The organism is uncultured Microbacterium sp. (genome assembly GCF_963521645.1).
Lineage (GTDB): Bacteria > Actinomycetota > Actinomycetes > Actinomycetales > Microbacteriaceae > Microbacterium.
In genome coordinates, this window is record NZ_CAUQVQ010000008.1 from 37605 (window position 1) to 64219 (window position 26615).

The 26615-nt window shown below is 67.7% G+C and carries 24 protein-coding genes; 14 read left to right on the plus strand and 10 right to left on the minus strand.

Going from position 1 to position 26615, the window contains the following annotated elements; all coding sequences use genetic code 11:
* Positions 1–52: 52 nt before the first annotated feature.
* Together RWO82_RS03825 and RWO82_RS03830 are read right to left on the minus strand one after the other, a co-directional pair.
* Positions 53–511 (minus strand): universal stress protein, encoded by a 459-nt coding sequence (locus RWO82_RS03825; RefSeq protein WP_314423559.1) that lies wholly within the window; start codon positions 509–511, stop codon positions 53–55.
* 97 nt (positions 512–608) lie between these two features.
* Entirely contained in the window at positions 609–1373 is a 765-nt protein-coding gene (locus RWO82_RS03830) for a universal stress protein (RefSeq protein ID WP_314423562.1), read from the minus strand.
* A 228-nt stretch (positions 1374–1601) separates the two neighbouring features.
* On the opposite strand from RWO82_RS03830, the gene RWO82_RS03835 reads away from it, so the two are divergent.
* A complete protein-coding gene (locus tag RWO82_RS03835) occupies positions 1602–2096 on the plus strand; it encodes a hypothetical protein (RefSeq protein ID WP_314423565.1) in 495 nt (164 codons plus the stop codon).
* Between the two features lie 13 nt (positions 2097–2109).
* Here the strand turns inward: RWO82_RS03835 and RWO82_RS03840 are convergent, their stop codons facing one another.
* Together RWO82_RS03840 and RWO82_RS03845 are read right to left on the minus strand one after the other, a co-directional pair.
* Positions 2110–2961 (minus strand): hypothetical protein, encoded by an 852-nt coding sequence (locus tag RWO82_RS03840; RefSeq protein WP_314423567.1) that lies wholly within the window; start codon positions 2959–2961, stop codon positions 2110–2112.
* A 21-nt stretch (positions 2962–2982) separates the two neighbouring features.
* Entirely contained in the window at positions 2983–4077 is a 1095-nt protein-coding gene (locus tag RWO82_RS03845) for a hypothetical protein (RefSeq protein WP_314423569.1), read from the minus strand.
* Between the two features lie 445 nt (positions 4078–4522).
* Between RWO82_RS03845 and RWO82_RS03850 the strand changes: the two genes are divergently transcribed.
* Together RWO82_RS03850 and holA are read left to right on the plus strand one after the other, a co-directional pair.
* The gene (locus tag RWO82_RS03850) at positions 4523–6811 is read left to right on the plus strand and encodes a ComEC/Rec2 family competence protein (RefSeq protein WP_314423572.1); all 2289 of its coding nucleotides are present in this window, start codon (positions 4523–4525) and stop codon (positions 6809–6811) included.
* 87 nt (positions 6812–6898) lie between these two features.
* Positions 6899–7936, plus strand: coding sequence for a DNA polymerase III subunit delta (gene holA, locus RWO82_RS03855; protein WP_314423575.1), 1038 nt, complete (start codon positions 6899–6901; stop codon positions 7934–7936).
* Between the two features lie 121 nt (positions 7937–8057).
* On the opposite strand, the gene rpsT is transcribed toward holA, so the two are convergent.
* The 6 genes from rpsT to RWO82_RS03885 all read right to left on the minus strand — a co-directional run bounded on the left by rpsT (position 8058) and on the right by RWO82_RS03885 (position 15368).
* Positions 8058–8318 (minus strand): 30S ribosomal protein S20, encoded by a 261-nt coding sequence (gene rpsT, locus RWO82_RS03860; protein ID WP_314423577.1) that lies wholly within the window; start codon positions 8316–8318, stop codon positions 8058–8060.
* A 150-nt stretch (positions 8319–8468) separates the two neighbouring features.
* Positions 8469–9254, minus strand: a complete 786-nt coding sequence (locus RWO82_RS03865) for an alpha/beta hydrolase (protein WP_314423580.1) — start codon at positions 9252–9254, stop codon at positions 8469–8471.
* Positions 9255–9284: 30 nt separating this feature from the next.
* Entirely contained in the window at positions 9285–10985 is a 1701-nt protein-coding gene (locus tag RWO82_RS03870; RefSeq protein WP_314423583.1) for an ABC transporter ATP-binding protein, read from the minus strand.
* Positions 10982–12025 (minus strand): ABC transporter permease, encoded by a 1044-nt coding sequence (locus tag RWO82_RS03875; RefSeq protein ID WP_314423586.1) that lies wholly within the window; start codon positions 12023–12025, stop codon positions 10982–10984. The genes RWO82_RS03870 and RWO82_RS03875 overlap by 4 nt, the downstream gene beginning before the upstream one ends.
* 5 nt (positions 12026–12030) lie before the next feature.
* A complete protein-coding gene (locus RWO82_RS03880) occupies positions 12031–13551 on the minus strand; it encodes an ABC transporter permease (RefSeq protein ID WP_314423589.1) in 1521 nt (506 codons plus the stop codon).
* A gap of 89 nt (positions 13552–13640) precedes the next feature.
* On the minus strand, positions 13641–15368 hold the full coding sequence (locus tag RWO82_RS03885) for an ABC transporter substrate-binding protein (protein WP_314423592.1): 1728 nt from the start codon (positions 15366–15368) through the stop codon (positions 13641–13643).
* Between the two features lie 226 nt (positions 15369–15594).
* Here RWO82_RS03885 and lepA point away from each other — a divergent pair, with 226 nt between their 5' ends.
* The 11 genes from lepA to era all read left to right on the plus strand — a co-directional run bounded on the left by lepA (position 15595) and on the right by era (position 26611).
* Complete coding sequence (gene lepA / locus RWO82_RS03890; protein ID WP_314423593.1) at positions 15595–17448, plus strand: translation elongation factor 4; 1854 nt, start codon at positions 15595–15597, stop codon at positions 17446–17448.
* 72 nt (positions 17449–17520) lie between these two features.
* Positions 17521–18174: a DUF1990 family protein gene (locus tag RWO82_RS03895; RefSeq protein WP_314423595.1), complete on the plus strand. Its 654-nt coding sequence runs from the start codon at positions 17521–17523 to the stop codon at positions 18172–18174.
* Positions 18175–18190: 16 nt separating this feature from the next.
* Positions 18191–19408 (plus strand): radical SAM family heme chaperone HemW, encoded by a 1218-nt coding sequence (gene hemW, locus RWO82_RS03900; protein WP_314423598.1) that lies wholly within the window; start codon positions 18191–18193, stop codon positions 19406–19408.
* Positions 19409–19557: 149 nt separating this feature from the next.
* On the plus strand, positions 19558–20589 hold the full coding sequence (gene hrcA / locus RWO82_RS03905) for a heat-inducible transcriptional repressor HrcA (protein WP_314423601.1): 1032 nt from the start codon (positions 19558–19560) through the stop codon (positions 20587–20589).
* A 36-nt stretch (positions 20590–20625) separates the two neighbouring features.
* Positions 20626–21741, plus strand: a complete 1116-nt coding sequence (dnaJ, locus tag RWO82_RS03910) for a molecular chaperone DnaJ (RefSeq protein ID WP_314423605.1) — start codon at positions 20626–20628, stop codon at positions 21739–21741.
* Between the two features lie 10 nt (positions 21742–21751).
* Positions 21752–22480, plus strand: coding sequence for a 16S rRNA (uracil(1498)-N(3))-methyltransferase (locus RWO82_RS03915; protein WP_314423608.1), 729 nt, complete (start codon positions 21752–21754; stop codon positions 22478–22480).
* Positions 22481–22535: 55 nt separating this feature from the next.
* The gene (locus tag RWO82_RS03920; RefSeq protein WP_314423611.1) at positions 22536–22883 is read left to right on the plus strand and encodes an HIT domain-containing protein; all 348 of its coding nucleotides are present in this window, start codon (positions 22536–22538) and stop codon (positions 22881–22883) included.
* Positions 22884–22929: 46 nt separating this feature from the next.
* The gene (locus RWO82_RS03925; RefSeq protein ID WP_314423653.1) at positions 22930–23955 is read left to right on the plus strand and encodes a PhoH family protein; all 1026 of its coding nucleotides are present in this window, start codon (positions 22930–22932) and stop codon (positions 23953–23955) included.
* A gap of 16 nt (positions 23956–23971) precedes the next feature.
* Entirely contained in the window at positions 23972–24430 is a 459-nt protein-coding gene (gene ybeY, locus RWO82_RS03930; protein ID WP_314423614.1) for an rRNA maturation RNase YbeY, read from the plus strand.
* Positions 24427–25722: a hemolysin family protein gene (locus tag RWO82_RS03935; RefSeq protein WP_314423617.1), complete on the plus strand. Its 1296-nt coding sequence runs from the start codon at positions 24427–24429 to the stop codon at positions 25720–25722. The genes ybeY and RWO82_RS03935 overlap by 4 nt, the downstream gene beginning before the upstream one ends.
* Positions 25715–26611, plus strand: a complete 897-nt coding sequence (gene era, locus RWO82_RS03940; protein WP_314423620.1) for a GTPase Era — start codon at positions 25715–25717, stop codon at positions 26609–26611. Before RWO82_RS03935 ends, era begins: the two co-directional genes overlap by 8 nt.
* The last annotated feature ends 4 nt before the right edge of the window (positions 26612–26615 follow it).

The following is a 26615-nucleotide window of genomic DNA, read 5'->3' on the forward strand; positions in this document are numbered from 1 at the left end:
CCCGCGCGATCCAGGGGGCGTGTTCCGGGCCGAGGGCCCCTCTGTTTGATCCTCACGTCGCTGGGTCGGCGGCGATCTTGGGGGAGTGCATGACCAGCACCGGGCAATGCGCGTGCGCGGCGCATGCACTGCTGACCGATCCCAGCAGCAGACCGGCGAAGCCGCCGTGACCCCGGCTGCCGAGCACGAGCATCGACGCGCGTTCGCTCTGCTCGATCAGCACCCGCGCCGCTGGCCCCTGCATCACCGACTGGGTGAACCCTGATGGTGGGGAAGCGGGGAACGCTTCGGCGACGGAGTCGGCGAGCACCTTCTCCGCATCGCCCTCGGGCGACCAGTCGTCGATCGGGTAGTACGTGTCGAACATCGCCGGGTACTCCCAGGTGGTGATCGCCCGAAGCGGGATGCCGAGGGCAGCGCTGATCTCCGCGGCACGGCGCAGGGCAGCGATCGAGGAGGGGGAGCCGTCGACGCCGACGATGATCGGCAGGGACTCTGTGTTCGTTGTCATATCGCCACCCTTGTCCTCCCGTCCGGCGTCGGTAGGGTCGAAAGTCTCGCCACAACAGCACCTCGAACCTCGAGCGCACGGCCGTGGGCGGAACCGCTCACGGTTCGGCGCGATCCGTCCAGAGCCGGCGGACGATGAGGACGGGCGCGTTGATGTTCAGAAGCACATCGTGCGTGACAGACCCGAGTGCGTGGCCGGCTCCGCGCCGCTGACCCGATCCGACGACGAGGAGCGACGCATTCCTCGACGCGTCGAGCAGCGCTTCTGCCGGCGGACGACCTGTGGTGCGCGTGCGTATGTTCGCGCGGTCCACACCGGCGCTCGCGACCACAGCCGCACGGTCGAGCACCCGCTCGCGCGTCTCGACATCGGCGGGCACGAGACCCGTGAACGAGGAGTGGATCAACTGCATCGGCTGGTTGAGCGCGCGGGCCTCGTCGGTGCACGCACGAACGATGGGCACCAGCAGGTCGTCGTCCTTGACTCCCCCGACGACTCCGCGCCGGAAGCGCAGATCCACCTGAGGAACCACCGCCACCGTGCAGTCGACCTCGGCGGCGATCTGGAGGCTCAACGAGCCGAAGACACGGCTGCGGATGAATCCGGTCTTCCCTGTGCCGATCACGAGGGTGTCATCGGTGTTCAGGAAGCGCGCGAGTGCTTCCGGCACCGCCCCGGCGAGGTGAACGAGTTCGCGTGACGCGGGGTCGGACACCCGACGCGACGCGTCGGCGACGTCGACAGGGCCGACATGCACCCGCACGAGAGACACTCCGGCCTGAGAGGCGTGGAATTCCGCCCATGCCTCGGCCCCGTTCGCCGCCTGCGGATCGCCGACGCCGAGGACATATCGTGCAGGCATGGTCCACCGTCTCCTCGGATCAGAACAGGTTCGAGCCATGGTCCGGCATGTGTGATCAGAGGTGAAGAGTCGAAGGTCCCGGGTCGATCCGACGACGGTTGCCTCCGTGCGGACAGAGGCAGCCCGGAAGGGAATGCGATGGGCGAGGCGAATCTCCGGTGACCGGAACATCGGTGTTCCGCGCTGGTGCGCACGATCGGAGAGCTCGTCGAACCCTAGAGTCGAGGGGTGCTCACCCATCGCCGCAGGCCACTGTCCACGACCGCCGTGCTTCTGGGACTCGGCGTACTTCTCGGCGGATGCGCGGTCCCGTCGAGCGGATCCGCCGGCGCGGAGATGGACGACGCCGCGGTCATCGCCGGAATCGAAGGCATCCCGGGTGTCGTGGAGGCGGGGATCGGCTCGTACAACACGGGAGTTCCTGGTGCGTTCGCGGTGAACGTGTCGCTCACGGTCGACGAGAAGGGCCTTGAAGACATCGGCGACGTGATGCACGAGACGATCAGGGTCGTGGCGGCGGATCCGGGGGACTACCAGAGCTACGACTTCGAAGTGACCGCACCGGAAGCCGATGGCACGGTCTCGGACAGCGAAGACGCTCCCCCCGAGCTGGTGATCATCACGTTGGAGAGTTACGACGACGTGATCGACCTCCCGGTCGGGACCTATCTCGGCTCGACGCTGTCGCTGACGGCGGACGAGCTTCGCGAGTTCCAGGGCTGACCGGGCGACACCGCTAGCGTCGGCGCTCCCGCCATGGCGGCGGGGTGCTCTCGCGGAGGGCCCGGCGCCGGTCGCGTTCCGTGATCAGCAGTGTCTTGTGCAGGTACGCGAGCACTGATCTCCTCGCGGAGATGACCTTCTCATGATCGTTCTCGAAGTACTCCGGACCGGCCTTCGCCCACCACTGGTCGAGCTCTGTGAACACCGGATCCTGTCCACCGACGTCAGCGGACTCGGTCGAATTGGCGCGGAGCGGCTGCCCTGATCGTGCGGTGACGCGTCCCCGGTACCAGAGCACCAGGGCCGCAGCGCTGGACATCACGAACAAGACGAATCCGGCGATCACCGGGAGCGGCTGGTGCCTGTCGGTTTCGTCCCAACGGAACATGATCGCGCCGGTGCAGAACAACAGCCAGACCCCAGCCAGCACGGGATGGATCCGAGCGGGTGCATGCGATCCCCAGAGGGCTCCGCTGGCTCGACGCGGCTCGAGCCAGGCCAGAACACCGACAGAGCACGCTGCCAGGAGACCCGCCGGAAGCATCCCGCTCTGCAGCGACAGCGCAGCGCCCCCTGTGCGCGGCGAGACCGTGACGAGTGCGACCGCCACCATGCCCAGAACGAGTGCGGCGATGAATGTCCCGCGATGCCAGCCCGTGGTCGCGCCGGTCGGGTGCTGGGCTGAGGCTCGAAAGACCGCCTGGCGCAGAAGATCATGCTCGCGCGCGGCTCTCCGGGACACCGCCAGCAGCGCCACCCGCCACGAGTCTTCGATCGCCGCCTGAGAGTCGGGGTAGTCCGCGTCGTCGACGAGGTACTCGATGCGGTCGATCGTGAGGGCGGCTGACAGGGCGCTGTGCTTCACCGACGCATCATCGCACGAGCCTCATCGCATGCGCGACGGTGGCAGCCATGCCTCAGTGTGGCCGAGGACCAGGTAGTAGCCCGGCAGTGAATCCGGCTGGTCGTCGACGACGGGATTTCCCGACTCCTGCAAGAGCCGGAACGAGACCGCGCGCACCGCGCGCAGCTCATCCAGATCCACGTCGTCGTTCTCGAGTTCCCGCGCGAACGCGTCGAGGATCCGTCTGCGCTCGACCTCGACGTCGGCGCTGACGTCGAGGTACGCCGTCTCGAGAGCGTCGTCGATCCGCTGACGCTGCACGCGGTCCCGCCGGCCCACCAGGTACAGCACCAGAGCCAGCAGAGCACCTGCGGCACCGATGAGGAACAGCCATCGCTGGTGAGCCGGACTGTCACCGGAGAACCCTGTGCCGATGACACCGACGCCCACCGACAAGACCGCAGAGACCTGCGCCTGGATGAGCGTGCTCCGCGGTACAGGCTTGCCCACGACCAGCAGCGAGACCACGAGCTGCAGCACACCGACGACGCACGCAGCCACTGCCGCGGGCAGAAGGATCTCCTGCGCGCCGAAGCGGGTCATGCCCAGCAGGCCTGCGGGCACGATGCCGGCGAAGGTGAGCAGGAACACCGCCAGTGAATGCGCGCCGCTCAGCTGTGGCCGCCGGGCGCCGTAGCGCTCACGCAGCAGCGCGGTGACCGTGCGGCGCGCACGAGCACTCACGCCGTTGGACTGCGCGACCAGCTCGTCTGCGAGGCGCCCCAGACCTGCAGTGCGCAGCACCGCGTATTCGATCAGGTGCCTGCTCGCGGTGGTGGGCGTGAGGAGATCAGCAGCTGCTCGTTCGGCGCGGACGGAGACTGAACTCCCGTCGCGGTCGCGGTCGCGGTCGCGCACTGCCTGAGCTCTGCGGTGCGACAGTTCGTCCTCGCGGAGAGCGGTCCCGAGATCGTCCACCTGAGTGAACGCACCGAGCCCCCGCAAGCGCGCGTCGAGATACGCCTCACTCGGGAACCGCGCGTCGGCGTCCCCGTCGACGGCGAACACCATCGCGTCCCCCGAGTGGTACTCGATGAAGAGGTACTCCGCGTCGATGCCGGCGCCCGGAGTGATCACGCGCGCCCACGACGGCCCAGTGCCGGCCGCCTCCGCACGACGAATCAGCGCCGCGCCGCGGCCATCCCCTCGGTACAGCGCAGCGTCGAATCGAAAAGCTGATTCTGCTACTCGCACCGCATCAGCATACGGGCGGCGTCCTCGGCGCTGACGCACCCTTCATGGCTGGTTCGACGACAGACGCCGCATCCCCGATGATCGTTCCCCTGGTGCCGACGGAGCCCGGTGTGCTGACGCGATGCCGCGTCCGCGTCGAGGTGGTGCGTGATCCGCCGGGGTGTCCGCCGTGTTCTGCACGCTGTCGCATCTCGGCCGCTTGTGCACAGCGCTCGTGGTGATGCCTGCATGACCGCGTCGGGAGATCCTAGGTTCTTCTGATGCGAAGACCCGCGACGAGCGTGAGGAACCGTGAGACGCTCACCTCCCTCCGTGATGTCGTGCGGTCATGAGGCGTGATCTGCGGTTGCTGCCGATCGCGGCGGGTGTGTGGATGGTCGCGCTCTTCTGCGTGTTCGTCCCGGCTGCATCGGGGTGGTGTGCAGGAGTGTGCGGCTTCGGCGCGGTCGCCGTGCTGGGAATCGTGCGGAAGCGCCCCGAACCCACGGCGTCGAGGGGCGGGCTGGTGGTGGTGCTCCTCGCGGCGATGGCGGCGGTGTCGATCACCGTCGTGGCCGCGTCGCCGGGTCGCGACAGTGCGGCGTCGTGGGATGGCCGTGTGGTCGAGGCGACGGGGGAGGTCGCGTCGTCGGCGTCGGTGGGTCGGGACGGACGGTTGTGGATGGAGGTGCGGCTGACCGGCATCGGGTCGCCGGGGGCGGTGCAGGGGGCATCGGCTCCGGTGCGGGTCGGCATCGATCCGGCTGAGGGGTTCGATCTCGGTGCGACGATCAGGGTGAAGGGCGAGGCGGCGGCGACGGACCCGGGGGAGAAGTCCGCGCTAGTGGTGTTCGCGAGCACTGCAACGGTCGAGGTTCCGGCATCCGGAGTGTTCGCGGTGGCCGCGGATCTGCGCAGCGGCTTCATCGAGCGGTCGACACGTCTCCCCAGACCTGGAGCAGGCCTGCTTCCGGGACTCGCCGTGGGCGACACGCGCGCGGTCTCGACCGAGCTCAACGACGACATGCGCACCAGCGGTCTCAGCCACCTGACCGCGGTCTCCGGCGCGAACTGCGCGATCGTCGTGGGCGCCATGTTCTGGCTGACGGCGCTGTGCGGCGGCGGGAGACGCATCAGGGTGCTCGTCGCCGCGGCGGCGCTCAGCGGTTTCGTGGTGCTCGTGACTCCCGAACCGAGTGTGATCCGTGCGGGGGTGATGGCGGGAGTCGCGATGCTCGCTCTGCTGCTCGGGCGACCCAGCGCGGGAGCGGGGCTGCTCGCGTTGAGCGCGACGGTCATCCTGCTCGCGGATCCGTGGTTGGCGGCGACTCCCGGCTTCGCCCTCTCGGTGGCGGCCTCGGGCGCGTTGATACTGCTCGCGCCGCACCTGGCGCGGGGGATGCAGAGGTGGATGCCGAGACCGCTGGCCCTCGCGATCGCCGTGCCCCTTGCCGCTCAGCTCGCGTGCGGCCCGATCATCGCTCTGTTCGCCGACGCGCAGTCGTTGGTCGGTCTCGCCGCGAATCTGCTGGCTGCTCCGGTCGCGCCCATCGCGACCGTGATCGGGATGCTGGCCTGCCTCGCCTCCCCGATCCCGCCCGTGGCGGATCTCCTTGCCGCGTCCGCGTGGCTCCCGGCATCGTGGATCGCAGCCACGGCGGAGGTGAGTGCTGCGCTGCCTCTCGCACAGATCACGGTGCCGGCGGGCGTTCCGAGTGCCGCGGTGGTCGGTGTCGTGAGCGCTGCGATCGCGATCGTGCTGATCGGCGGGACAGCGAGCACGGGTGGTCGTCGGCTCACAGCCTTCGCGGGAATGGTCGTCGCGATCGTCGTGGCTGCAGCCGGAGCTCGCATGCTGCTCGACGGTCCGTTGGCGAGTTCGACATCCCCGGACGGCTGGTCGATCGCCGCGTGCGATGTGGGGCAGGGCGATGCGCTGCTCGTTCGCTCGGCGGGAGAGGTGGCGTTGATCGACACGGGGCCTGAGCCCGAGCTCTTGGCCGAGTGCCTGAGGTCGCTGGGGATCGACAGGGTCGATCTTCTCGTGCTCACGCATTTCGACCTCGACCACGCGGGAGGCGTCGAGGCGGTCCAGGGCCGCGTCGGTGCCGTCGTGCACGGGGTCGTCGGAGAGAGCGCTGACGACCGGTTGCTCGCTCGCCTCGCCGCGGGAGGCGCGACGATGACACCCGCCGTCGCAGGTATGCGGGGTGCGCTGGGTGACGCCGAATGGAAGGTGCTGTGGCCGGAGCGCCGGGTGGCGGCATTCCCGCCGGGCAATGATCTGAGCGTTGTCCTGGAGATCGGCGGGGGAGAGGTTCCCCGAGCGGTGTTCCTCGGCGATCTGTCGGCACAGGCGCAGCGGATGCTGGTGCGCGCTGTGCGCATCCGCGGTGAGTTCGCCGTGGTGAAGGTCGCGCACCACGGCAGTGCGGATCAGGATGCCGGGCTCTACGAGAGCCTGAGTCCCACGGCCGCGCTCATCAGCGTCGGGAGCGGAAACGACTACGGGCACCCGCGCACCGAGATGCTGTCGATTCTGGAGGCTGTCGGCGCCCACGTGGTGCGGACCGACGAGAGCGGTCGCGTCCTGTTCACGAAGCGCGACGGCGAGTTGCAGGTGTGGAGCGAAGAGTGAGTGTCCCGAGAGAACAACTGAATGCCCGTTCAGGCATTGGTCGCCACGCGAGGGAACCGTGTCGGACCTCGCCGGTAGGCTGGAGGTATGGCAGCTTCGCGTACCCCGTCCCGTGGTGGTGCGAAGGCGTCCAAGATCCCGCAGGTCTCGTGGCGTGACCCGCGCCCTGCACCCGTGGTGCTCGTGTTCGGCCCGGAAGAGGTGTGCGCTGAGCGTGCGATCGCCGGCGTCCGCGACTACCTCCGCACCGAGGACCCAGCGCTCGAGGTCACCGATGTGCGCGCAGACGACTATGCGCCCGGCACTCTCCTCGCGCTCACGTCGCCGTCCCTGTTCGGCGAACCGCGGCTCGTGCGGGTGTCCGGCGTCGAGAAGTGCTCGGATGCGTTCCTCGCTGAGGCCGTCTCCTATCTCGATCACCCGCAGGAGGGCGCGACCGTCATCCTCCGGCACACCGGTGCGAGCGTGCGCGGCAAGAAGCTGCTCGATGCGCTCAGGGCAGGAGTGGGCGACGGCATAGAGATCGCGACCCCCGCGATCAAGCGCGATGGTGACCGGGTCGACTTCGCCGCGGGCGAGTTCAAGGCCGCAGGCAAGCGCATCGCGCCGGCGGCACTGCGCGCGCTGGTGTCGGCCTTCGCCGACGACCTGACCGAGCTCGCCGCGGCATGCCAGCAGTTGATCGGCGACGTCGAAGGCGACATCACCGAAGAGGTGGTCACGAAGTGCTACGGCGGTCGAGTCGAGGTCTCGGCGTTCGTCGTCGCCGACACCGCGATCGCCGGCCGGTACGGAGAGTCGCTCGTCGCCCTGCGGCACGCGCTCGCGTCCGGCGCCGACCCGGTGCCCATGGTGGCCGCATTCGCCATGAAACTCCGCACCATGGCGCGCGTCGCCGGCATCCGCGAGCCCAGCAGGCAGCTCGCTCAGCGACTGGGCATGAAGGACTGGCAGGTCGATCGCGCTCGTCGAGATCTCGCAGGCTGGAATGAACGATCCCTCGGCCTCGCGATCCAGGCGACGGCGCGCGCGGACGCCGAGGTCAAGGGTGCGTCACGGGATCCGATCTTCGCGCTCGAACGCATGCTGACCGTCGTCGCGACCCGTCGCCCCTTCGGCGAATAGGACGCGCAGGAAGAGCCTGCTCTTCGCCCTTCGGCAAGGAGCGCGCGCACGAAGAAGCCCGCCCCGCGAACGGGACGGGCTTCTTCACGCCGGTGGGCGCTGATCTGCGAGCGGGGTGCGCTCAGAGAGCTGCGACCTGCTTCGCGATGGCCGACTTCTTGTTGGCAGCCTGGTTCTGGTGGATGACACCCTTGCTGACGGCCTTGTCGAGCTTGCGGGCGGCGGTCTTCAGGGCGGCCTCGGCGGCAGCCTTGTCGCCGGAGGCCACAGCGGCGCGCGTTGCGCGGATGTGCGTCTTCAGCTCGCTCTTCACGGCCTTGTTGCGCTCGTGAGCCTTGTCGTTGGTCTTGTTGCGCTTGATCTGCGACTTGATGTTTGCCACGTGTGGACACTTTCTGTACAGGAGATATTCGGAGTGCCGGCAGAAGAAGAGGGCTTCCACACGGCGGTCGTGAGGGAAGAACCCACACGCAAGCCAAGAACCAACTCTACCAGCAGTCCGGCCGTTCGCCCTAAACGACCGGCAGGGGGCTCACTCCGCACGCTCCTCGGCAGGTTCGCCGAGTGCGGTCCCGCCCTCGGCCTCGACCTCGGCCCTGCCCTCGGCCTCGACCGTGGCGATGCCGAGCCGGAGCACGGCGTTGAACACATCCGGCCGCATGGCTGTCACGAGATGCGTCGTCCGCGGAACCACGATCAGCTCGGCGTGCGGGGCGAGGCGCTGGAAGAGGCCCTCGTTCAGGCGCAGCTGGTCGTACTGACCGTTGACGAACCAGAGCGGCACCTCGATCCGGGCGAGCGCGGTCGCGATGTCGAGCGAGGCGAGAGCGCGCAGAGCGATGTCCTGCGTGTCGAGTGCGTAGCCCCCGGCGGCGAAGTCGAAGCGGGTGTCCTCGGGGATCGTCGCCTCCAGGATCCGCTGGGTGAGCCACATCCCCCTGTCCGGCAGGCGGTCGACCGCGCGCGCGAGCACTCGATAGGCGGCGAGCCCCGTGCCGCGGGGAAGCGAGGTGCACGAGGCGGCGATCAGGCCTGACACGGGGGGCCGCTGCGCTCCTCCTGTATAGGCCAGCGTCAACAGCCCGCCCATCGAGTGCCCGACGAGCAACACAGGGCCTCGTTCGGCCGCCTCGCGAACCGCGACGTCGATCGTGTGCAGGGCCTCGTGCAGGGTGAAGTCCTCCCGCATCCGGGTGCCGTGCCCGGGAAGGTCGACAGCGGTGGCGGGGATCCCTGCCTGCTCGAGGAACAGCAGCTGGGACCTCCACATCGTCGCGGACGTGCGGATGCCGTGCACGAGGACGATCTGAACGGTCACACCCTCAGCATAAGAAATCAGGGCCGTGGTTCAGAGCCCGCTTCCGAGGAGAGCGTGCCGCGCGACCCGCCGTTGAGCCTGTTCCACGGGGTCAGGAACCGGCGCCGAGGCCAGCAGCGTCTTCGTGTACTCGTGCTGCGGGGCGTGGAGCACGCCCCGAGTCGGCCCCTGCTCGACGGCGACGCCGTTCTTCATGACCAGCACATCGTCCGCGAGCAGATCGATCACGGCCAGATCATGGCTGACCAGCATGCACGCGAACTCGTACTGCTCCTGGAGGTCCTTGATCATGTCGAGGACGGCCGCCTGCACCGACACATCGAGCGCCGACGTCGGCTCGTCGGCGATCAGGAGCTCCGGCCGCAGCATCAGCGCGCGTGCGATCGAGACGCGCTGACGCTGACCGCCGGAGAGCTCGTGCGGATACCGGTTGATGACGCTGCGCGGAAGACGCACCGCCTCGAGCAGCTCCTGTGCCCGCTCCAGACGTGCCTTGCGTGTGCCGACCCTGTGGATCACCATCGGCTCGATGATGCAGTCGCCGATCGGGAACCGGGGATTGAGCGAGGCGGCCGGGTCCTGGAAGATCACTCCGATCTTCGCCCTCGCGGCCTTGGCATGACGCCCGCGCAGCTTCGCCAGATCCATGCCCTGCACCCGCAGGCTTCCGTCGGCGACCGCGAGCAGGCCCAGAGTGGCCTTCGCGATGGTGGACTTCCCTGATCCCGACTCGCCGACGATGCCGAGGATCTTCTTCTTCGAGAGGGTGAAGCTCACCCCGTCGACCGCGCGGAAGATCTTGCCGCGCTGATCGTACTCGAGCACCAGATCCTTCGCCTCGAGGACCAGAGTGCTCGTGTCGTCGTGATCCGGCGTGCTCTCGTCGATGGGCGGGGCGTCGATATCCAGGGGGCTGAGGCGGGGGACCGCGCTCAGCAGCTTCTGCGTATAGGGGTGTTCGGGCCGCTCGAGCACGGCGTCGACGCCGCCCGATTCGACGATGCGTCCCCGGAACATCACCTCCACCCGGTCCGCGAGATCGGCGACCACGCCCATGTTGTGCGTGATGAGCAGGATCGCGGCGCCGAGGTCGTCCTTGAGTCGACGAAGCAGATCGAGGATCTCGGCCTGCACGGTGACGTCGAGCGCGGTCGTCGGTTCGTCGGCGATGATCACCTTCGGCGAGCAGGCGATCGCCATCGCGATCACGATGCGCTGACGCTGGCCGCCGGAGAACTGATGCGGGTACTGCCGGATGCGCTTCTCGGCGTCGGGGATCCCGACGAGGTTGAGGAGATCCAGCGCCCGTCGCTTCGCGTCGCTGCCGTACGCGATGTCGTGGATCTCAAAGATCTCGGTCAACTGGCGCTCGATCGTGAGCACGGGGTTGAGTGCCGTCATCGGCTCCTGGAAGATCATCGCGACCTCGGTCGCACGCAGTCGGTTGATCTGCGCGGCGGGGAGGCCGACGACCTCCACCTCGCCCAGCTTCGCGGAGCCGCTGATCAGCGCGTTGTCGGGAAGCAGCCCCATCGCCGCAGAGGATGTGACGCTCTTCCCCGACCCGGACTCGCCGACCAGAGCGACGACCTCGCCCGGCCGCACGTCGAACGAGATGCCCTTGACCGCGTCGACGATCCCGCTCTCCGTGGCGAACCGCACGCGGAGGTCGGTGAAGGACAGGGCGGCCGGCTCGTGGGAGAGCGGGCGTGACATCGCCGGATCGTTCATGCGTCGTTCCTCCTCGCCTTGAGCAGGCGTCGAGCGTTGTGCGTCTGGCGGGGATCGAAGGCGTCTCGTAGCCCGTCGCCGATGAAGTTCACCGAGAGGGCGATCACGAGGATCAGCATTCCGGGCCACCAGAACAGCCAGGGGCGTGAGGTGAAGGCGTTCTGATACTGGCTGATGAGAAGACCGAGTGAGGATTCCGGCGGCTGCACTCCGAAGCCGAGGAAGCTGAGCGAGCTCTCGAGCAGAATGGCCCCGGCGATGCCGAACGTCGCGTTCACGACGATCACCCCGACCGCGTTGGGGAGCAGATGGCGAAAGACGATGCGCCCCGAGCCCGCACCCATCGATCGGGCTGCCGAGACGAACTCCCGCTCCCGCAGGCTGAGCACCTCGCCGCGCACGAGTCGCGCGAGGCCCGTCCACGTGAGCAGCCCGAGCACCAGCGCGAGCGGCAGGATGGAATCGCCGAGGTTGCCGGCGATCTTGCCCAGCACGGCCGCCAGCGCGAGAAGCGGGATGACGATGAACAGATCGGTCACGCGCATCAGGAAGGAGTCGATGCGGCCGCCCCAGTATCCGGCGACCGCTCCCACGACCGAGCCGATGCAGGTGGCGACCAGTCCCACGACGAGACCGATGATGAGCGACTTCTGCGTGCCGCTCATGACGAGGGCGAAGTAGTCCTTGCCCGTCGAGTCCTGACCGAACGGGTGCTCGCCCCAGACGATCCCGGCGCCTCCCAGCCACTCCGGGATGAGGCTCAGGGTGGGCCGACCGCCGTTGACGACGTCGGCTGCGTCGAGATAGCTCTTCCCCCACCAGCCGGGAATCCCGGCGAATCCGACGGAGGAGAAGGCGACGACGGTGATGATGGCGAGCGTGATGATCGAGATCAGCGCCCCGCGATGCCGGAAGAACCGGCGCCGCACGAGCTGACCCTGCGACAACGGCGCGGCATCCTCGCGGAGCAGCGCGACGTCTTCCGCCTCGGCGAGCGAGTAGATCTCGACGGGGGTCGTGCGTGGAGAGTTGTCAGTCATTTTCCTCACACCCTGATCCGGGGGTCGAGCACGGCATAGAAGATGTCCGCGAGAAGGTTGAAGAAGATGGCCGCGGCCCCGGTCACCAGGAAGAACGCCATCACGGGCGCAGGATCGGCGTTGGAGAGCCCGGTGCGGAAGAGCTCACCCATGCCTTTCCAGCCGAACACGGTCTCGGTGATGACGGCTCCACCGATCAGCCCGGCGAAGTCGAACGCCGCGATCGTGGCGATCGGGATGAGGGCGTTGCGGAACGCATGCCGGAAGATCACGATCCGTTCCGGCGCTCCCTTCGCGCGAGCCGTACGGATGTAGTCCTGGCGCCCGACCTCGAGCATGGACGACCGGGTGTACCTGCTGTAGCTCGCGAGAGAGATGAGTGCGAGAAGCAGGGTCGGCAGCAGCAGCTGAGTCGACAGGTCCAGGAAGGTCTCCCAGAAGGTTCCGTCGAAGTTCGGCGTCTGCGATCCGATCGTCGAGATCGGCCGCGGCTTCTTGTCGAGGAATCCGGGCCAGCTGCGGAAGAGGTGGTCGATGACGGTCAGTGCGGCACCGCCCAGACCTGTCGTGATGCTGACTCCGATCGCCGCGCTGCGATAGCGCCCGCCGAGCCGCGAGCCGATCACCCACGGCACCGCGATCGCCGCGACGGCGCCGAGGATCAGGATCCACCAGTTCATGTAGTACACGAACACGTTGACGAGTGCGAACTGCAGCACCACCACGAACCCGGCCGTGATCAGCGCCGGGATGAGGACCTCGCGTCGATCGAGTCCGACGGTCATCGCCGTCGTGCTGAGTGCGAGCCCGACGGTGAGCACGGCCACGCCGGCGTAGCCGAGCTGCGGGGCGCGGAAGAAGTCCGTCGCGAGCATGGCGGCGAGGCCGCCGCCGATGACGACCGCGGTCACCAGGAACGTGAGAGCGCGTCGTCTCCACGATCCTCCGAGCACGACCTGGAGCACGAACGCGAAGGCCACCGCTATAAGGAAGATCTGCAGGGGTGGGAGTTCGGGTTCCGCGATCCAGTCGTTGAACCCGATCGCCAGATACTCCTTCAGGAGCACAGCTGCCCAGAAGACGGGCAGCGAGAAGAAGACGAAGGTCAGGAAGGTCACCGCGTAGTCCAGGCCGGAGTACTGGCGGATGGCGGTCAGGATGCCGACCGCGACGCCGATGACCAGGGCGATCACCGTGGCCAGGAACACGAGTCGAAGTGTCGATGATGCCGCCTGTCCCAGAAGGGTGCTGACCTCGACCCCCGTGCGATCCCTGCCGAGGTCGCACTGGCCGATCACGCATCTGCCGACGCCGCCGAGCCAGGTCAGGTATCGCAGGTACCAGGGCTGGTCGAGGTTCATGAAGCTGATACGGCGCTCCATGAGGAGCTCGCGATTCTTCGCGCGGCTCTCGCGCAGATCTGCGAGCGGGTCACCCGCGTTGATGACGAGGACGTACATCAACACCGAGGCGACGAGGAGGATGCCGATGGCGGCGGCGAACCTCCGGAGAATGAACTTGATCACGGTTGGGGCCTCATCGTTCGGTCACGACCACGCGGGTCCGGCACTCCGGTGCCGAACCCGCGCGATCGCACGTGCAAGCGGAAGGGAGCTTATTCAGCCCGCTGCCAGGCCTCCGCGTTCCAGATGATGCCCTGCTGGGTCACGTTGTGCTCGAGACCCTCGAGATCCGACGACGAGGCGTCGAGGCTCGGGTGAGCGAACACCGGGATGCCGAAGAGGTCATCCCAGAGGAGCTTCTCGATCACCTTGGTCTGCTCGAGGTGGACGCTCGGGTCCATGCTCGTCGCGAGGGTCGTCCAGGCCGCGTCGACCTCCGGGTTCGAGTACTGGCCGTAGTTCTGCGGCTTGCCCGTCGAGTAGATGTTCTGGCCCGACGTGATCTGGCCGGATCCGGCCCAGGCGAACAGCGCGACCTCGTAGTCGCCGCGCTCCTGCGTTCCGCCCGGTGCGAAGAAGTCCTCGTTGCCGGCGTCGACGATGCTGAAGCCCGCCTTGTCGCAGGAGGACTTGATCATCGCGACCTCTTCCGTACGGCGGGGGTTCGGTGCCGAGTAGCCGATGCGGATCTCGGTGCCGGTCGCGACCTGCTCCTCGACGATCGCCTTCGCGCCCTCGATGTCGACCTCGTCGTATGCGCCGTCGTACGACGCGTCGAGGACCTCCTGGTAGGTGTCCTGGAACGGGAACACCTCGCGGGCGTTCATCACCTCTGCGTTCGGGTTGATCGGCTTGATGAGGTTGTCGACGATCTGCTGGCGGGGCACGCACATGGCGAACGCCTTGCGGAGCTCGAGGTTGTCCGAGAAGACGGCACCGGGCATGAAGTTGAAGTCGAGGTGCTCCCAGGTCAGGGTGTCGCCGTCGTAGATCGTCACCTTGTCGCCGAGGTCCTCCAGCTGGCTCAGCGTGTCGACGGTCGGCTGCGGCGAGATGACGTCGAGGTCACCGTTGTCCAGTGCCTGCACCATCGCATCCTGCGCGACGAAGCGGATGACGAGCTGGTCGGTCTCGGGCTTCGGTCCGTAGAACTCGTCGTTCGCGACCAGAGTGACGGACTCTCCGGCCTGCCACGAGTCGATCTTGTAGGGACCGGACGAGGGGATCAGGGACTCCTCGGGCACGGTTCCCGGCTCGGTCATCCAGCCGGTGTTCCAGAACTCGGCGGCGTCGGCGAGCGCGGTCGCATCTTTCGCCAGAATCGCCTCGGTGAGCTCTTCGACGCTCATGCCGGCCTGCTCGGCCACGACGTGCGCGGGGTCGAGGAGGTACGTCTGGATCTTCCAGTCGGGGTCGGGGTTCGCGTACTGCACCGTGAACGTCTTGCCGTCGAAGTCGCCTTCGGGGCCGGCGGGGATCGTGTCTCCGAGGTCCTGCGACACGGAGTTGAAGAGCGGAGCGCCCTCCGCGTCGGCGATGTTCACGTTCTGCACGCCCCAGGCGAGGACGGCGTCGGCCACGGTGATCGGCTCGCCGTCGGACCACACCGCGTCGTCCGCGATCGTGAACTCGATCGTGAGCGGCTCCTCCGAGAGGACCTCGGCGGTGCCCAGCTCCTCGTACGGCTGCACCTCGCCCTTCGCGTCGAAGTAGAAGAAGCTCGCCTTGATGCGATCCGTGATCGCGCTGTTGTACGTGCTGTAAGTCTCGGGCGTGTATCCGTTGTAGCTGATGAAGTCGTTGGGGCCGACCGATGCGGACACCGACGTGGACGAGCTGCTGTCGCCGTCCACCTCGCCCTCCGGCGGGGCACAGGCTGCGAGGACTATTCCGACGGCGGCAAGGGATGCGATGGCCGCGGAGACACGCTTGAGACGCATATCTACTCCTAGTTTGTTTGTCAACGATGTGGCAGGTGACTCGGCATTGGGTGCTTGAGCGGGTGATATTGCGATGTGCCACCCGCGTGTTGAGTGAGCCTGCCATCTGTCGACCCCCAACGCAATGATTGCGTGAATCGTTGCTAACTGGTAAAGGCCAGGGTGAGGGGGTGTCTTTCGCGGCGAATCGGGCAATCGTGTCGCCTCACCGTAGAATCGACGGGACATGTCACCACGCGCCCTCACTCCGCTTCAGCCTGCCGCGACGCCTTCGGCGCAGATCCGCAATTTCTGCATCATCGCGCACATCGACCACGGCAAGTCGACGCTCGCCGACCGCATGCTCCAGATCACGGGCGTGGTCGCGGATCGCGACATGCGTGCGCAGTACCTCGATCGCATGGACATCGAGCGCGAACGCGGCATCACGATCAAGAGTCAGGCCGTGCGGATGCCGTGGGAGATCGAGGGTGAGACCTTCGCGCTGAACATGATCGACACCCCCGGGCACGTCGACTTCACGTACGAGGTGTCACGTTCGCTCGCAGCCTGCGAAGGGGCCATCCTGCTCGTCGATGCGGCGCAGGGCATCGAGGCGCAGACTCTCGCGAATCTCTATCTCGCGCTCGAGAACGATCTGCACATCATCCCGGTGCTCAACAAGATCGATCTGCCCGCGGCCGATCCCGACAAGTACGCGAAGGAACTGGCATCCCTCATCGGAGGCAAGCCGGAAGACGTGCTGCGCGTGTCGGGCAAGACCGGCGCCGGCGTCGAGGAGCTGCTCGATCGCCTGGTGAAGGAGATCCCCGCTCCCGTGGGCGACGCCGACGCACCGGCACGCGCCATGATCTTCGATTCCGTCTACGACGCCTACCGCGGTGTCGTCACCTACGTCCGCATGGTCGACGGCAGTCTGTCGCCGCGCGAGCGCATCCAGATGATGTCGACGGGTGCCACCCACGACGCGCTTGAGATCGGCGTATCCAGCCCCGAGCCCATCCCGACCAAGGGGCTGGGCGTCGGCGAGGTGGGCTACCTCATCACCGGTGTGAAGGACGTGCGTCTCTCGAAGGTCGGTGACACGATCACCGCGGCGCGCAAGCCTGCGGCCGAGGCCCTCGCCGGGTACACCGACCCGAAGCCGATGGTCTTCTCCGGGATCTATCCGATCGACGGCAGCGACTATGCCGAGCTTCGCGAGGCTCTCGACAAGCTCAAGCTCTCGGACGCATCCCTGCAGTACGAGCCCGAGACATCGGTCGCGCTCGGATTCGGCTTCCGATGCGGCTTCCTCGGACTGCTGCACCTCGAGATCATCACCGAACGCCTCGAGCGCGAGTTCGGACTCGATCTCATCACCACGGCGCCCAGCGTGATCTACGAGGTGCTCACCAGCGACACGGGTGAGACCGTGACCGTGACCAATCCGAGCGAATACCCGGACGGTCGCATCGGTTCGGTCTCGGAGCCCATGGTCAAGACGGCGATCCTGCTGCCCAAGGACTACGTCGGCACCGTCATGGAGCTGTGCCAGTCGCGTCGTGGCTCGCTGCTCGGCATGGAGTACTTCTCCGAGGAGCGCGTCGAGCTGCGGTACATGATGCCGCTCGGCGAGATCGTCTTCGACTTCTTCGACCAGCTCAAGTCGAAGACGCAGGGCTACGCCTCGCTCGACTACGAGCCGGCCGGACAGCAGGAGGCCGACCTCGTGAAGGTCGACATTCTGCTGCAGGGGGAGAAGGTCGACGCCTTCAGCTCGATCGTGCACCGTGACAAGGCGTACGCCTACGGCACGATGATGGCGGAGCGGCTGCGCAAGCTGATCCCGCGCCAGCAGTTCGAGGTGCCGATCCAGGCCGCGATCGGCGCACGCATCATCGCCCGCGAGACCATCCGCGCGATCCGCAAGGACGTGCTCGCCAAGTGCTACGGCGGTGACATCACCCGCAAGCGCAAGCTCCTCGAGAAGCAGAAAGAGGGCAAGAAGCGCATGAAGATGGTCGGCCGCGTCGAGGTGCCGCAGGAGGCGTTCATCGCCGCGCTGTCGGGCGACGTCGAGGGCAAGGACAAGAAGTAGGGTCCCGCGAGTCGGGCTCTGCTCGGCGCGTGGAGGGTGATCGTCCAGGGAACGGGAAGTAGGCTGAGAATCATGCGGCGCGGGACTTTCCGAGACGACACGGTGGACTATGCGGCCGTGGGTGCGACCCACGCGCCCGATCTGATGCAGTACCCGCCGGAGCGCAGCATCCCGGCGGAGAGCTCCTGGCGGATCGGCAGCGGCATCGAGCGCTTCCAGTCCGCGGGCGAGTCGCTCCTCACCTGGACGGCTCAGCGTGCGTCGGGTCTTACCGTCGAGGACGTCCGTCCGGCTCCCGGTCCCGCCTATGCCGGGGTGAGCTTCGACGCCGAGGGGAATCCGATCGCCCCGAGCAAGAACGACGTCGAGCAGCGCTTCGATGCCGAGGGCACTCCGTTCGCCGGGCCCGGAATGACCCTGCGGGTGCACGGCCGGGTCTCCGGCATGCGGGCCGACGCCGAATTGCGCGTGATCTCGGTGACGGAGGAGAAGCGCCGGATCGGATTCGTCCTCGGCACGGTCGGCGGTTCGGTCGTGCGCGGCGAGGAGTCCTTCGACATCGACTGGCGCGAGGACAACGACGAGGTCTGGTTCACGGTGCGGGCCTTCGATGCACCGAACTCGCTGCTCTATCGCACGATCCCCGCCCTCGTGAAGCGCCGTCGCCGCGAGCTCTTCGCACGCTACCTGCGTGCGATCTCACCGCTCTACGCGACGCCCGTCTGATGGACTCAGCCCTCTGATGGCCGGACCTCTGCCTCTCGGCGATCCGGCCCCGGCCGACGGCCGTCTCCCCGCCGATCTGCCGATCGACCGCACGGTGCCGTTCTCGGCGTACCTGCACATCCCGTTCTGCCGTGTGCGCTGCGGCTACTGCGACTTCAACACCTACACATCGGGAGAGCTGCGCGGCGCGCGTCAGGAGGATTACGCCTCGACGCTGCTGGCGGAGATCGACCTGGCGAAGCGGGTTCTCGACGGGGCCGGCGCCCTGCGTCCGATGGACACCGTGTTCTTCGGCGGCGGCACGCCGACGCTGCTGCCGGCGGGGGATCTCGCTCGCATGCTGCGCGCCGCGACCGAGGCGTTCGGTCTCGTGGACGGCGCCGAGGTCACGGTCGAGGCGAACCCCGACACGGTCACTCCTGAGGTCGCGAGCATCCTCGCCGATGCCGGCGTGACGCGGTTGTCGATCGGCATGCAGTCGGCCGTTCCGCACGTCCTCGCAGCCCTCGACCGCACGCACCGTCCCGAGAACGTCGTGACGGCGGTCGCCGCAGCCAAGCAGGCGGGTCTCGACGTCAGCGTCGATCTGATCTACGGCGCACCGGGGGAGTCGCTCTCCGACTGGGAATCGTCGCTCGACGCGGCACTCGAGCTGGACTCGGATCACATCTCGGCCTACGCGCTGATCATCGAGGACGGCACGAAGCTCGCCAGGCAGATCCGTCGGGGAGAAGTGCCCACGCCCGACGACGACCTGCAGGCCGACATGTACGAACTCGCGGATGCCCGACTCGCGGCGGCGGGCTTCGAGTGGTACGAGGTGAGCAACTGGTCGCGCTCCGTCGCGCAGCGGTCGCGCCACAATCTCGCGTACTGGCGGGGGAGCGACTGGTGGGGTTTCGGTCCCGGAGCGCACAGTCACGTCGCCGGTCTCCGCTGGTGGAACGTCAAGCACCCCGCTGCCTACGCGCAGCGACTCGCCGCGGGAGAGTCGCCCGCGGCCGGCACCGAGCGGCCGGATGAGGAGTCGCGGATGCTCGAGCGCATCCTGCTGCTGAGCCGTATCCGCGAGGGCATCGCGGTGGCCGATCTGCAGCCCGACAAGCGCACGCGGGTCGCCGGCCTCATCGCCGACGGCCTCGTCGATGCGGGAGCGGCGGTGCGCGGTCGTGTACAGCTCACGCTGCGGGGGCGCCTGCTCGCCGACGCGGTGGTGCGCGAGCTCACCGACTGATCATCGCCGAGCGACCGGCCCTCGATCTCCGAGCGCGCGCCTCGGGCGGGCCGACACACGCGGTCCACATCGTCGGAGATCAGCGCGTGCCCTCGACGGCGGGTAGAATTGGCACTCGTAGTAGGCGAGTGCCAGAGGGAGGAGATGCGATGGTCAGCGAACGAGGCCTTCAGGTCCTCCGCGCGATCGTGCAGGACTACGTCGAGACGCATGAACCCGTCGGGAGTCGATCGATCGTCGATCGCCACTCGTTCGGAGTGTCGGCGGCGACGATCCGCAACGACATGGCGCTGCTCGAAGACGAAGAGCTGATCGCGGCGCCCCACACCTCATCCGGTCGTGTCCCGACAGACAAGGGCTACCGGGTGTTCGTCGATCACCTCGCGCAGCTGCGGCCGCTGTCCGCGGCGCAGAGAACGGCCATCGAGTCGTTCCTCACGGACCCGGCCGATCTCGACGACCTCATGGTGCGCACGGTGCGGGTGCTCACGCAGCTGACCGGTCAGGTCGCGCTCGCCCAGTACCCCTCGTTCGCCCGCGCGCACCTCACGCACATCGAGCTCGTCGCTCTGGCGCCCACGCGGCTGCTGATCGTCCTCGTGACCGATGCGGGTGGAGTGTCGCAGCGCATGGCTCCGCTGCCCGCAGTGGTGGACGAGGCGGACATGGCGGTGCTCCGTGCGAGGCTGTCGGCGTTGATCACGGGCAGGGCGGTGAGCGACGCCGCCGATCGGCTGCAGGCGCTCCTCGCAGACGACGAGCATGCGGCAGACCACGTGCTGCGCGCGCTGGCCACCGTCATCATCGACGAGCTCGGCCAGTTCCGGCAGGAGCGTCTCGTCATGGCGGGCGCTGCCACCCTCGCCCGCCGCGAGCAGGACTTCCGCGGCAGCATCCATCCGCTCCTCGAGGCGATCGAGGAACAGGTGACCCTGTTGCGCCTGATGAGCGAGATGGAGACCGATGCCCACGGCCTCGCGGCGAGCATCGGCACGGAGAACGCATCGTTCGGGCTCGGTGAGGCGTCGATCGTCGCGAGCAACTACGCCGCTCCCAGCGGCACCGCTCGAGTCGGCGTGATGGGGCCGACCCGCATGGACTATCCGAGCAACCTCGCGGCGGCACGGGCTGTGGCCCGTTACCTGTCGCGGATGCTCGACGAAGACGAGGCCGCTCGCTGACGCGGGCGACCTGACACAACACGCAGAAGGGCCATTGTGGCGGATCACTACGAGGTACTCGGCGTCTCGCGCGACGCTTCCACCGACGAGATCAAGAAGGCGTACCGACGCCTCGCACGACAGCTCCATCCGGATGTGAACCCGGGTGAGGATGCCGCCGAGCAGTTCAAGCTCGTGACCCACGCCTACGACGTGCTCAGCGACGACGACTCGCGGCGTCGCTACGACATGGGCGGGGGCGACGGAGCCGCGGGCAACTTCGGCGGATTCGGCGGCTTCGGGGACATCTTCGAGACGTTCTTCGGAGCTGCGCAGGGCGGAGGGCGCGGTGCGCGCCCGCGGTCGCGTCGCGAGCGCGGGCAGGACGCCCTGGTGCGGGTCACCCTCGATCTCGGCGACGTCGTCTTCGGCGCTCACCGCGACATCGAGGTCGACACGGCGGTGCTGTGCGAGACGTGCAACGGATCGTGCTGCCAGGAGGGCACCTCGCCCGTCACGTGCGACATCTGCGGCGGGTCGGGCCACGTCCAGCGTCAGGTGCGCAGCCTTCTCGGCAACGTCGTGACCTCTCAGCCGTGCGGCACCTGCGAAGGCTATGGCACGACGATCCCGTATCCGTGCGGGACGTGCGGTGGACAGGGTCGCGTCCGTTCGCGCCGCACCGTGTCGCTCGACATCCCGGCGGGTGTCGAGACCGGTCTGCGTCTGCAACTGCCCGGTTCGGGCGAGGTCGGCAAGGCCGGCGGCCCCCACGGCGATCTGTACGTCGAGGTCACGGTGAACCCGCACCCCGCATTCAGCCGCGACGGCGACGATCTGCTGGCGACGCTCGAGGTGGCGATGACCGATGCGATCCTCGGTACCGAGACGACCATCCAGGGTCTCGACGGCGAGGTCGACCTCGAGATCAGGCCCGGCCTGCAGTCCGGCGACGTGCTGACGATCAAGGGCAGAGGCATCACCCCGTTGCGCGGGAACCAGCGCGGCGACCTCCGCGTCGGCGTGCAGGTGCTGACTCCGACCAAGATCGATTCGGCGCAGCGCCGGCTGATCGAGGACTTCGCGAAGAAGACAAAGGCGCCCGCGCCTGCTCTGGCGCAGTTCCAGCAGGGGCTGTTCTCGAAGTTCCGCGATCGCTTCCGCTCGCACTGATCGGCATCCCATGGCACTGCATTTCCTCGACGAATCCTCCTCGGGTGCGGTCGTCGGCGACACTGTCACGTTGACGGGGGCCGAGGCCAAGCACGCGGCGGTCGTGCGGAGGCTGCGCGTCGGCGAGTCGGTCACGGTGGGCGATGGGGCAGGTGTGTGGCTCGACGGTGTCGTGGAAGACGTGTCTCCGACCCGCGTCGAGGTTCGCGTCGTGCAGCGGGCCTCCGAAACGGCGCCGACTCCACGGATCGTGCTCGCGCAGGCCCTCGCCAAGGGAGACCGTGATGAGCTCGCCGTGCAGGCGGCGTGCGAGCTCGGCGTCGACGAGATCATCCCCTGGCAGGCGAGCCGCAGCGTCTCGCGCTGGGAGGGTGTCAAGGCGATCAAGGGGCGCGAGCGCTGGGCCAGCATCGTCCGTGAGGCCGCCAAACAGGCGCATCGCGCATGGGTGCCCGAGGTGTACGCCCCGGTGACCACGAAGGAGCTCGCAGTGCGGGCATCGCAGCAGCGAGTGCTCCTCCTCGACCCGACCGCGCCGTCGAGACTCTCGGGGCTGACGCCCGATGGGCGCGACATCGTGCTGGTGGTCGGGCCCGAAGGAGGCATCTCCGAAGACGAGCTGTCTCGGCTTGTCGAGGCGGGTGCCGAGCGGGTGCTGCTGGGTTCCACGGTGCTGCGCACGTCGACAGCGGGACCTGCGGCGATCGCCGTCCTGTCGGCGGCCCTCGGGCGGTGGTGACCGGACGCGAGGCGCCTCGCCGCCTGTTGCGGCGCCCGGTCAGTAGACTGGGGGCATGTCCGAGCCATCGATCTTCACGCGCATCCTGAACGGTGACATCCCCGGTGAGATCCTGCTCGACACCGGTCGGGTCTTCGCTGTGCGCGACATCGACCCGCAGGCGCCGCTGCATGCGCTGGTCATCCCCAAGACCGAGGACTACCGCGACGTGACGGAACTGGCCGCAGGCGACCCCGGTCTGCTCGCTGAGATGGTGGCGGCAGCCAAGCAGATCGCCGATGAGCACGCGAACGGCGAGTTCCGCCTCATCTTCAACAACGGCGCGAGCGCCGCGCAGTCCGTCTTCCACGTGCACGCCCATGTGCTCGGCAATATCGAGGAGAACAAGCTCGTTGGCTTCTGACGATCAAGACATCATCACCGAACGCGTATACGCCGACGGCGTCGCCATGGTGCAGCTGCTCGGCCCGCAGGATCGCCTCCTGCGGATGCTCGAGAAGGAGCATCGTGACGTGCAGGTGCTCGTGCGTGGCAACGAGATCACCCTCACCGGGACCGCGGATGCGGTGCGGAAGGCCAAGAACCTCGTCGACGAGCTGCTGACCATGACCAGAGCGGGGCACGATCTCGCCCCGAGCGACGTCGCCAGCTCCGCGCGCCTGCTCCGGACCGACGGCGGTCCGCGCCCCAGCGAGGTCCTCGGCGAGGCGATCCTGTCTACGCGGGGCAAGGTCATCCGCCCGAAGACCCTGGGGCAGAAGGAGTACGTCGACGCGATCGAGGAGAACACCATCGTGTTCGGCATCGGTCCGGCGGGTACGGGCAAGACCTACCTCGCCATGGCGAAGGCCGTCCAGGCGCTGCAGCGCAAGGAGGTCACCCGGATCATCCTCACGCGTCCGGCGGTCGAGGCGGGAGAGCGTCTCGGGTTCCTGCCCGGAACGCTCACCGACAAGATCGATCCGTACCTGCGTCCGCTCTACGACGCGTTGAACGAGATGATGGACCCCGAGACCGTGCCGCGGCTGATGGCGACGGGCACGATCGAGGTCGCCCCTCTCGCATACATGCGCGGACGAACCCTCAACGACTCGTTCGTCGTGCTCGACGAGGCGCAGAACACCACTCCCGAGCAGATGAAGATGTTCCTGACGAGGCTCGGCTTCGGCTCGAAGATGGTCGTGACGGGCGACATCACCCAGGTGGACCTCCCGCAGGGATCCTCGGGGCTCCGACTCGTCACCCGCGTGCTCGACGGCATCGACGACATCCACTTCGCCCGGCTGACGAGCGACGACGTCGTGCGTCACTCGCTGGTCGGCCGCATCGTCGACGCCTACAGCGAGTACGACGAGCGCCGCACCGCGCAGCGCTTCGAGCGCGAGCAGGCCGCGGAGTTCGCCAACCGCGCGGAGCGCCGGGGCGCACAACGTCCGGGACCCCGCGACCGGATGCCGAAACGGGGCCTCTCCTGATGAAACGAGCACAGCCATGATCGAGATCAACAACGAGTCGGCGATAGACGTCGACGAGACCGTGCTGCAGCGCCTGACCGACTTCAACCTCGGTCAGCTGCACGTGAGTCCCGACGCCGAGGTCGCGATCGTCCTGGTCGACGAGGGAGCCATGGAAGCCCTGCACGTGCAGTGGATGGACGAGCCGGGACCCACCGATGTGCTCAGCTTCCCGATGGACGAGCTGCGCCCGGGCACCGAGGATCGCCCCACGGCTCCCGGCCTGCTCGGAGACATCGTGCTGTGTCCGCAGGTCGCCGAGACGCAGGCGCAGGCCGCGGGGCATTCGCTGATGGACGAGCTCATCCTGCTGACCACGCACGGGCTGCTCCACCTGTTGGGCTTCGACCACGCAGAGCCCGACGAGGAGCGTGAGATGTTCGGACTGCAGAAGGAGCTCATCCAGGGCTTCGCCGCGGCCGAACGTCGACGATGACCGCGGCTCTCCTGCTCGCGGGGGCAGTGCTGCTCGTCGCATTCGGCGGGCTCATGGCGGCGATCGACGCCGCGTTCGGCGTCACCTCGCGTTCGGACATCGCGGAGATGGGCACCGAAGGGCGCAATGCCCGACAGCTCGCGCGGATCGCCGTCGATCCCGACGCGCACGTCAACTCGGTGTCGTTCATCCGAGTCCTCGCCGAAACTGCGGCCGCGGTGCTGGTGACGGTCGCGTTCAGCATCCTGTTCGACAACATCTGGTGGGCGATGCTCGCCGCCGCGGTGCTCATGACCGGCATCACGTTCGTGCTCGTCGGTGCGAGTCCGCGGTCGTTCGGGCGTCAGCATGCAGACGGCATCCTCCGCGCGAACGCTCCGATCGTGCGCGCGTTGCGCATCATCCTGGGGCCCATCGCCCAGGGGCTCGTCCTCCTGGGCAACAGAGTCACACCCGGCACGGGACGCAGTTCCTTCACCTCGGAGGAGCAGCTGCTCAGCATGGTCGACGAGGCGGCGTCGAACGACCTCATCGAGGCCGACGACCGCGACCTCATCCACTCCGTCTTCGACTTCACCGACCAATTCGTCCGTGCCGTCATGGTGCCGCGCACCGAGATGGTCACGGTCGATGCGACGGCGACGATGGACGAGGCCATGACGCTCTTCCTGCAGCGCGGTGTCTCGCGCATGCCCGTGGTCGATGACGATGCCGACGACGTCGTCGGCGTGCTGTACCTCAAAGACCTCGTGCAGTTCGCGTATCGCGATGACAGTGCCTGGCGGGCGGCATCCATCAGTTCCATCTCGCGCCCTGCGACCTTCGTCCCCGAGTCGATGCGCGCCGAGACGCTGCTGCAGCAGATGAAGCGCGACGCGGTGCATGTGTGCCTCGTGATCGACGAGCACGGCGGCATCTCGGGACTCGTGACTCTCGAGGACCTCATCGAGGAACTCGTCGGCGAGATCTCCGACGAGTACGATCGAGTGGCAGCAGAAGTCGTCGAGCTCGGCGACGGACGATACCGCGTGAGCGCCCGACTCTCGCTGGAGGACGTCGGCGATCTGTTCGGACTCGAACTCGAGGACGAGGATGTCGACTCCATCGGCGGACTGCTGGGCAAGGCCCTGGGCCAGGTGCCGCAACCGGGATCGATGGCGACCGTCGAGGGATTGAACCTCACAGGGGGCGCATCGAGAGGGCGCGGACGCGGAATCGCGACGGTTTTCGTCGAGCGCGCCGCGAACGATCCTGCGGGAGCAGGCCACGAAGGAGACCCGGACGATGACTGAGCAGATGCGAAGCGGGTTCGTGACCTTCGTCGGGCGCCCCAACGTCGGCAAATCGACCCTCACCAACGCGCTCGTGGGTGAGAAGATCGCCATCACGAGCGAGAAGCCGCAGACGACGCGGCGCGCGATCCGCGGAATCGTCAACCGACCGCGCGGACAGCTGGTGATCGTGGACACACCGGGCATCCACAAGCCCCGGACGCTGCTCGGCGAGCGGCTGAACGACCTGGTCGAGCAGGTTCTCGGCGATGTCGACGTGATCGGATTCTGCGTGCCGGCGACCGAGAAGGTGGGACCCGGCGACCGCCGCATCGCTGCCTCGCTCGACGGCTATCCGCGCGCCAAGAAGGTGGCGATCGTGACCAAGACGGATGCTGCCGGACGCGATGAGATCACAGAGCGGCTGATGGAGGTCGATGCTCTGCGCGAGGACTGGGCGGCCGTCATCCCGCTGTCCGCGTTGACGCGCGACCAGCTCGAGGTGCTCGCCGACGAGGTGCTCTCGCTGATGCCGGAGGGCCCCGCCCTCTACGGCGAAGGCGTCACCACCGACGAGTCGGAGGAGGACCGCATCGCCGAGATGATCCGCGAGGCGGCGCTCGACGGGGTCCGTGATGAGCTTCCGCACTCGATCGCCGTCGTGATCGACGACATCGCCCCGCGCGAGGACAGCGACCTGACCGATGTGCACGCATCGATCGTCGTCGAGCGCGACAGCCAGAAAGCGATCATCATCGGTCACAAGGGCAAGCGGCTCGCGGATGTGGGGCGCCGGGCTCGCGTGGGTATCGAGGAGCTCCTCGGCACACGGGTGTATCTGGGGTTGCACGTGAAGGTCGCGAAGGAATGGCAGCGCGATCCGAAGCAGCTCGGTCGACTCGGCTTCTGACATG

What these genes read in the sequence shown, in the direction of transcription:
- RWO82_RS03875 (WP_314423586.1), bottom strand. Translation starts at nt 12,025, where the DNA reads ATGACTGACAACTCTCCACGCACGACCCCCGTCGAGATCTACTCGCTC.
- RWO82_RS03915 (WP_314423608.1), top strand. Translation starts at nt 21,752, where the DNA reads ATGGCACTGCATTTCCTCGACGAATCCTCCTCGGGTGCGGTCGTCGGC.
- RWO82_RS03825 (WP_314423559.1), bottom strand. Translation starts at nt 511, where the DNA reads ATGACAACGAACACAGAGTCCCTGCCGATCATCGTCGGCGTCGACGGC.
- ybeY (WP_314423614.1), top strand. Translation starts at nt 23,972, where the DNA reads ATGATCGAGATCAACAACGAGTCGGCGATAGACGTCGACGAGACCGTG.
- holA (WP_314423575.1), top strand. Translation starts at nt 6,899, where the DNA reads ATGGCAGCTTCGCGTACCCCGTCCCGTGGTGGTGCGAAGGCGTCCAAG.
- RWO82_RS03830 (WP_314423562.1), bottom strand. Translation starts at nt 1,373, where the DNA reads ATGCCTGCACGATATGTCCTCGGCGTCGGCGATCCGCAGGCGGCGAAC.
- hrcA (WP_314423601.1), top strand. Translation starts at nt 19,558, where the DNA reads ATGGTCAGCGAACGAGGCCTTCAGGTCCTCCGCGCGATCGTGCAGGAC.
- hemW (WP_314423598.1), top strand. Translation starts at nt 18,191, where the DNA reads ATGGCCGGACCTCTGCCTCTCGGCGATCCGGCCCCGGCCGACGGCCGT.
- era (WP_314423620.1), top strand. Translation starts at nt 25,715, where the DNA reads ATGACTGAGCAGATGCGAAGCGGGTTCGTGACCTTCGTCGGGCGCCCC.
- RWO82_RS03925 (WP_314423653.1), top strand. Translation starts at nt 22,930, where the DNA reads ATGGTGCAGCTGCTCGGCCCGCAGGATCGCCTCCTGCGGATGCTCGAG.
- RWO82_RS03935 (WP_314423617.1), top strand. Translation starts at nt 24,427, where the DNA reads ATGACCGCGGCTCTCCTGCTCGCGGGGGCAGTGCTGCTCGTCGCATTC.
- lepA (WP_314423593.1), top strand. Translation starts at nt 15,595, where the DNA reads ATGTCACCACGCGCCCTCACTCCGCTTCAGCCTGCCGCGACGCCTTCG.
- RWO82_RS03895 (WP_314423595.1), top strand. Translation starts at nt 17,521, where the DNA reads ATGCGGCGCGGGACTTTCCGAGACGACACGGTGGACTATGCGGCCGTG.
- RWO82_RS03850 (WP_314423572.1), top strand. Translation starts at nt 4,523, where the DNA reads ATGAGGCGTGATCTGCGGTTGCTGCCGATCGCGGCGGGTGTGTGGATG.
- RWO82_RS03870 (WP_314423583.1), bottom strand. Translation starts at nt 10,985, where the DNA reads ATGAACGATCCGGCGATGTCACGCCCGCTCTCCCACGAGCCGGCCGCC.
- RWO82_RS03920 (WP_314423611.1), top strand. Translation starts at nt 22,536, where the DNA reads ATGTCCGAGCCATCGATCTTCACGCGCATCCTGAACGGTGACATCCCC.
- RWO82_RS03885 (WP_314423592.1), bottom strand. Translation starts at nt 15,368, where the DNA reads ATGCGTCTCAAGCGTGTCTCCGCGGCCATCGCATCCCTTGCCGCCGTC.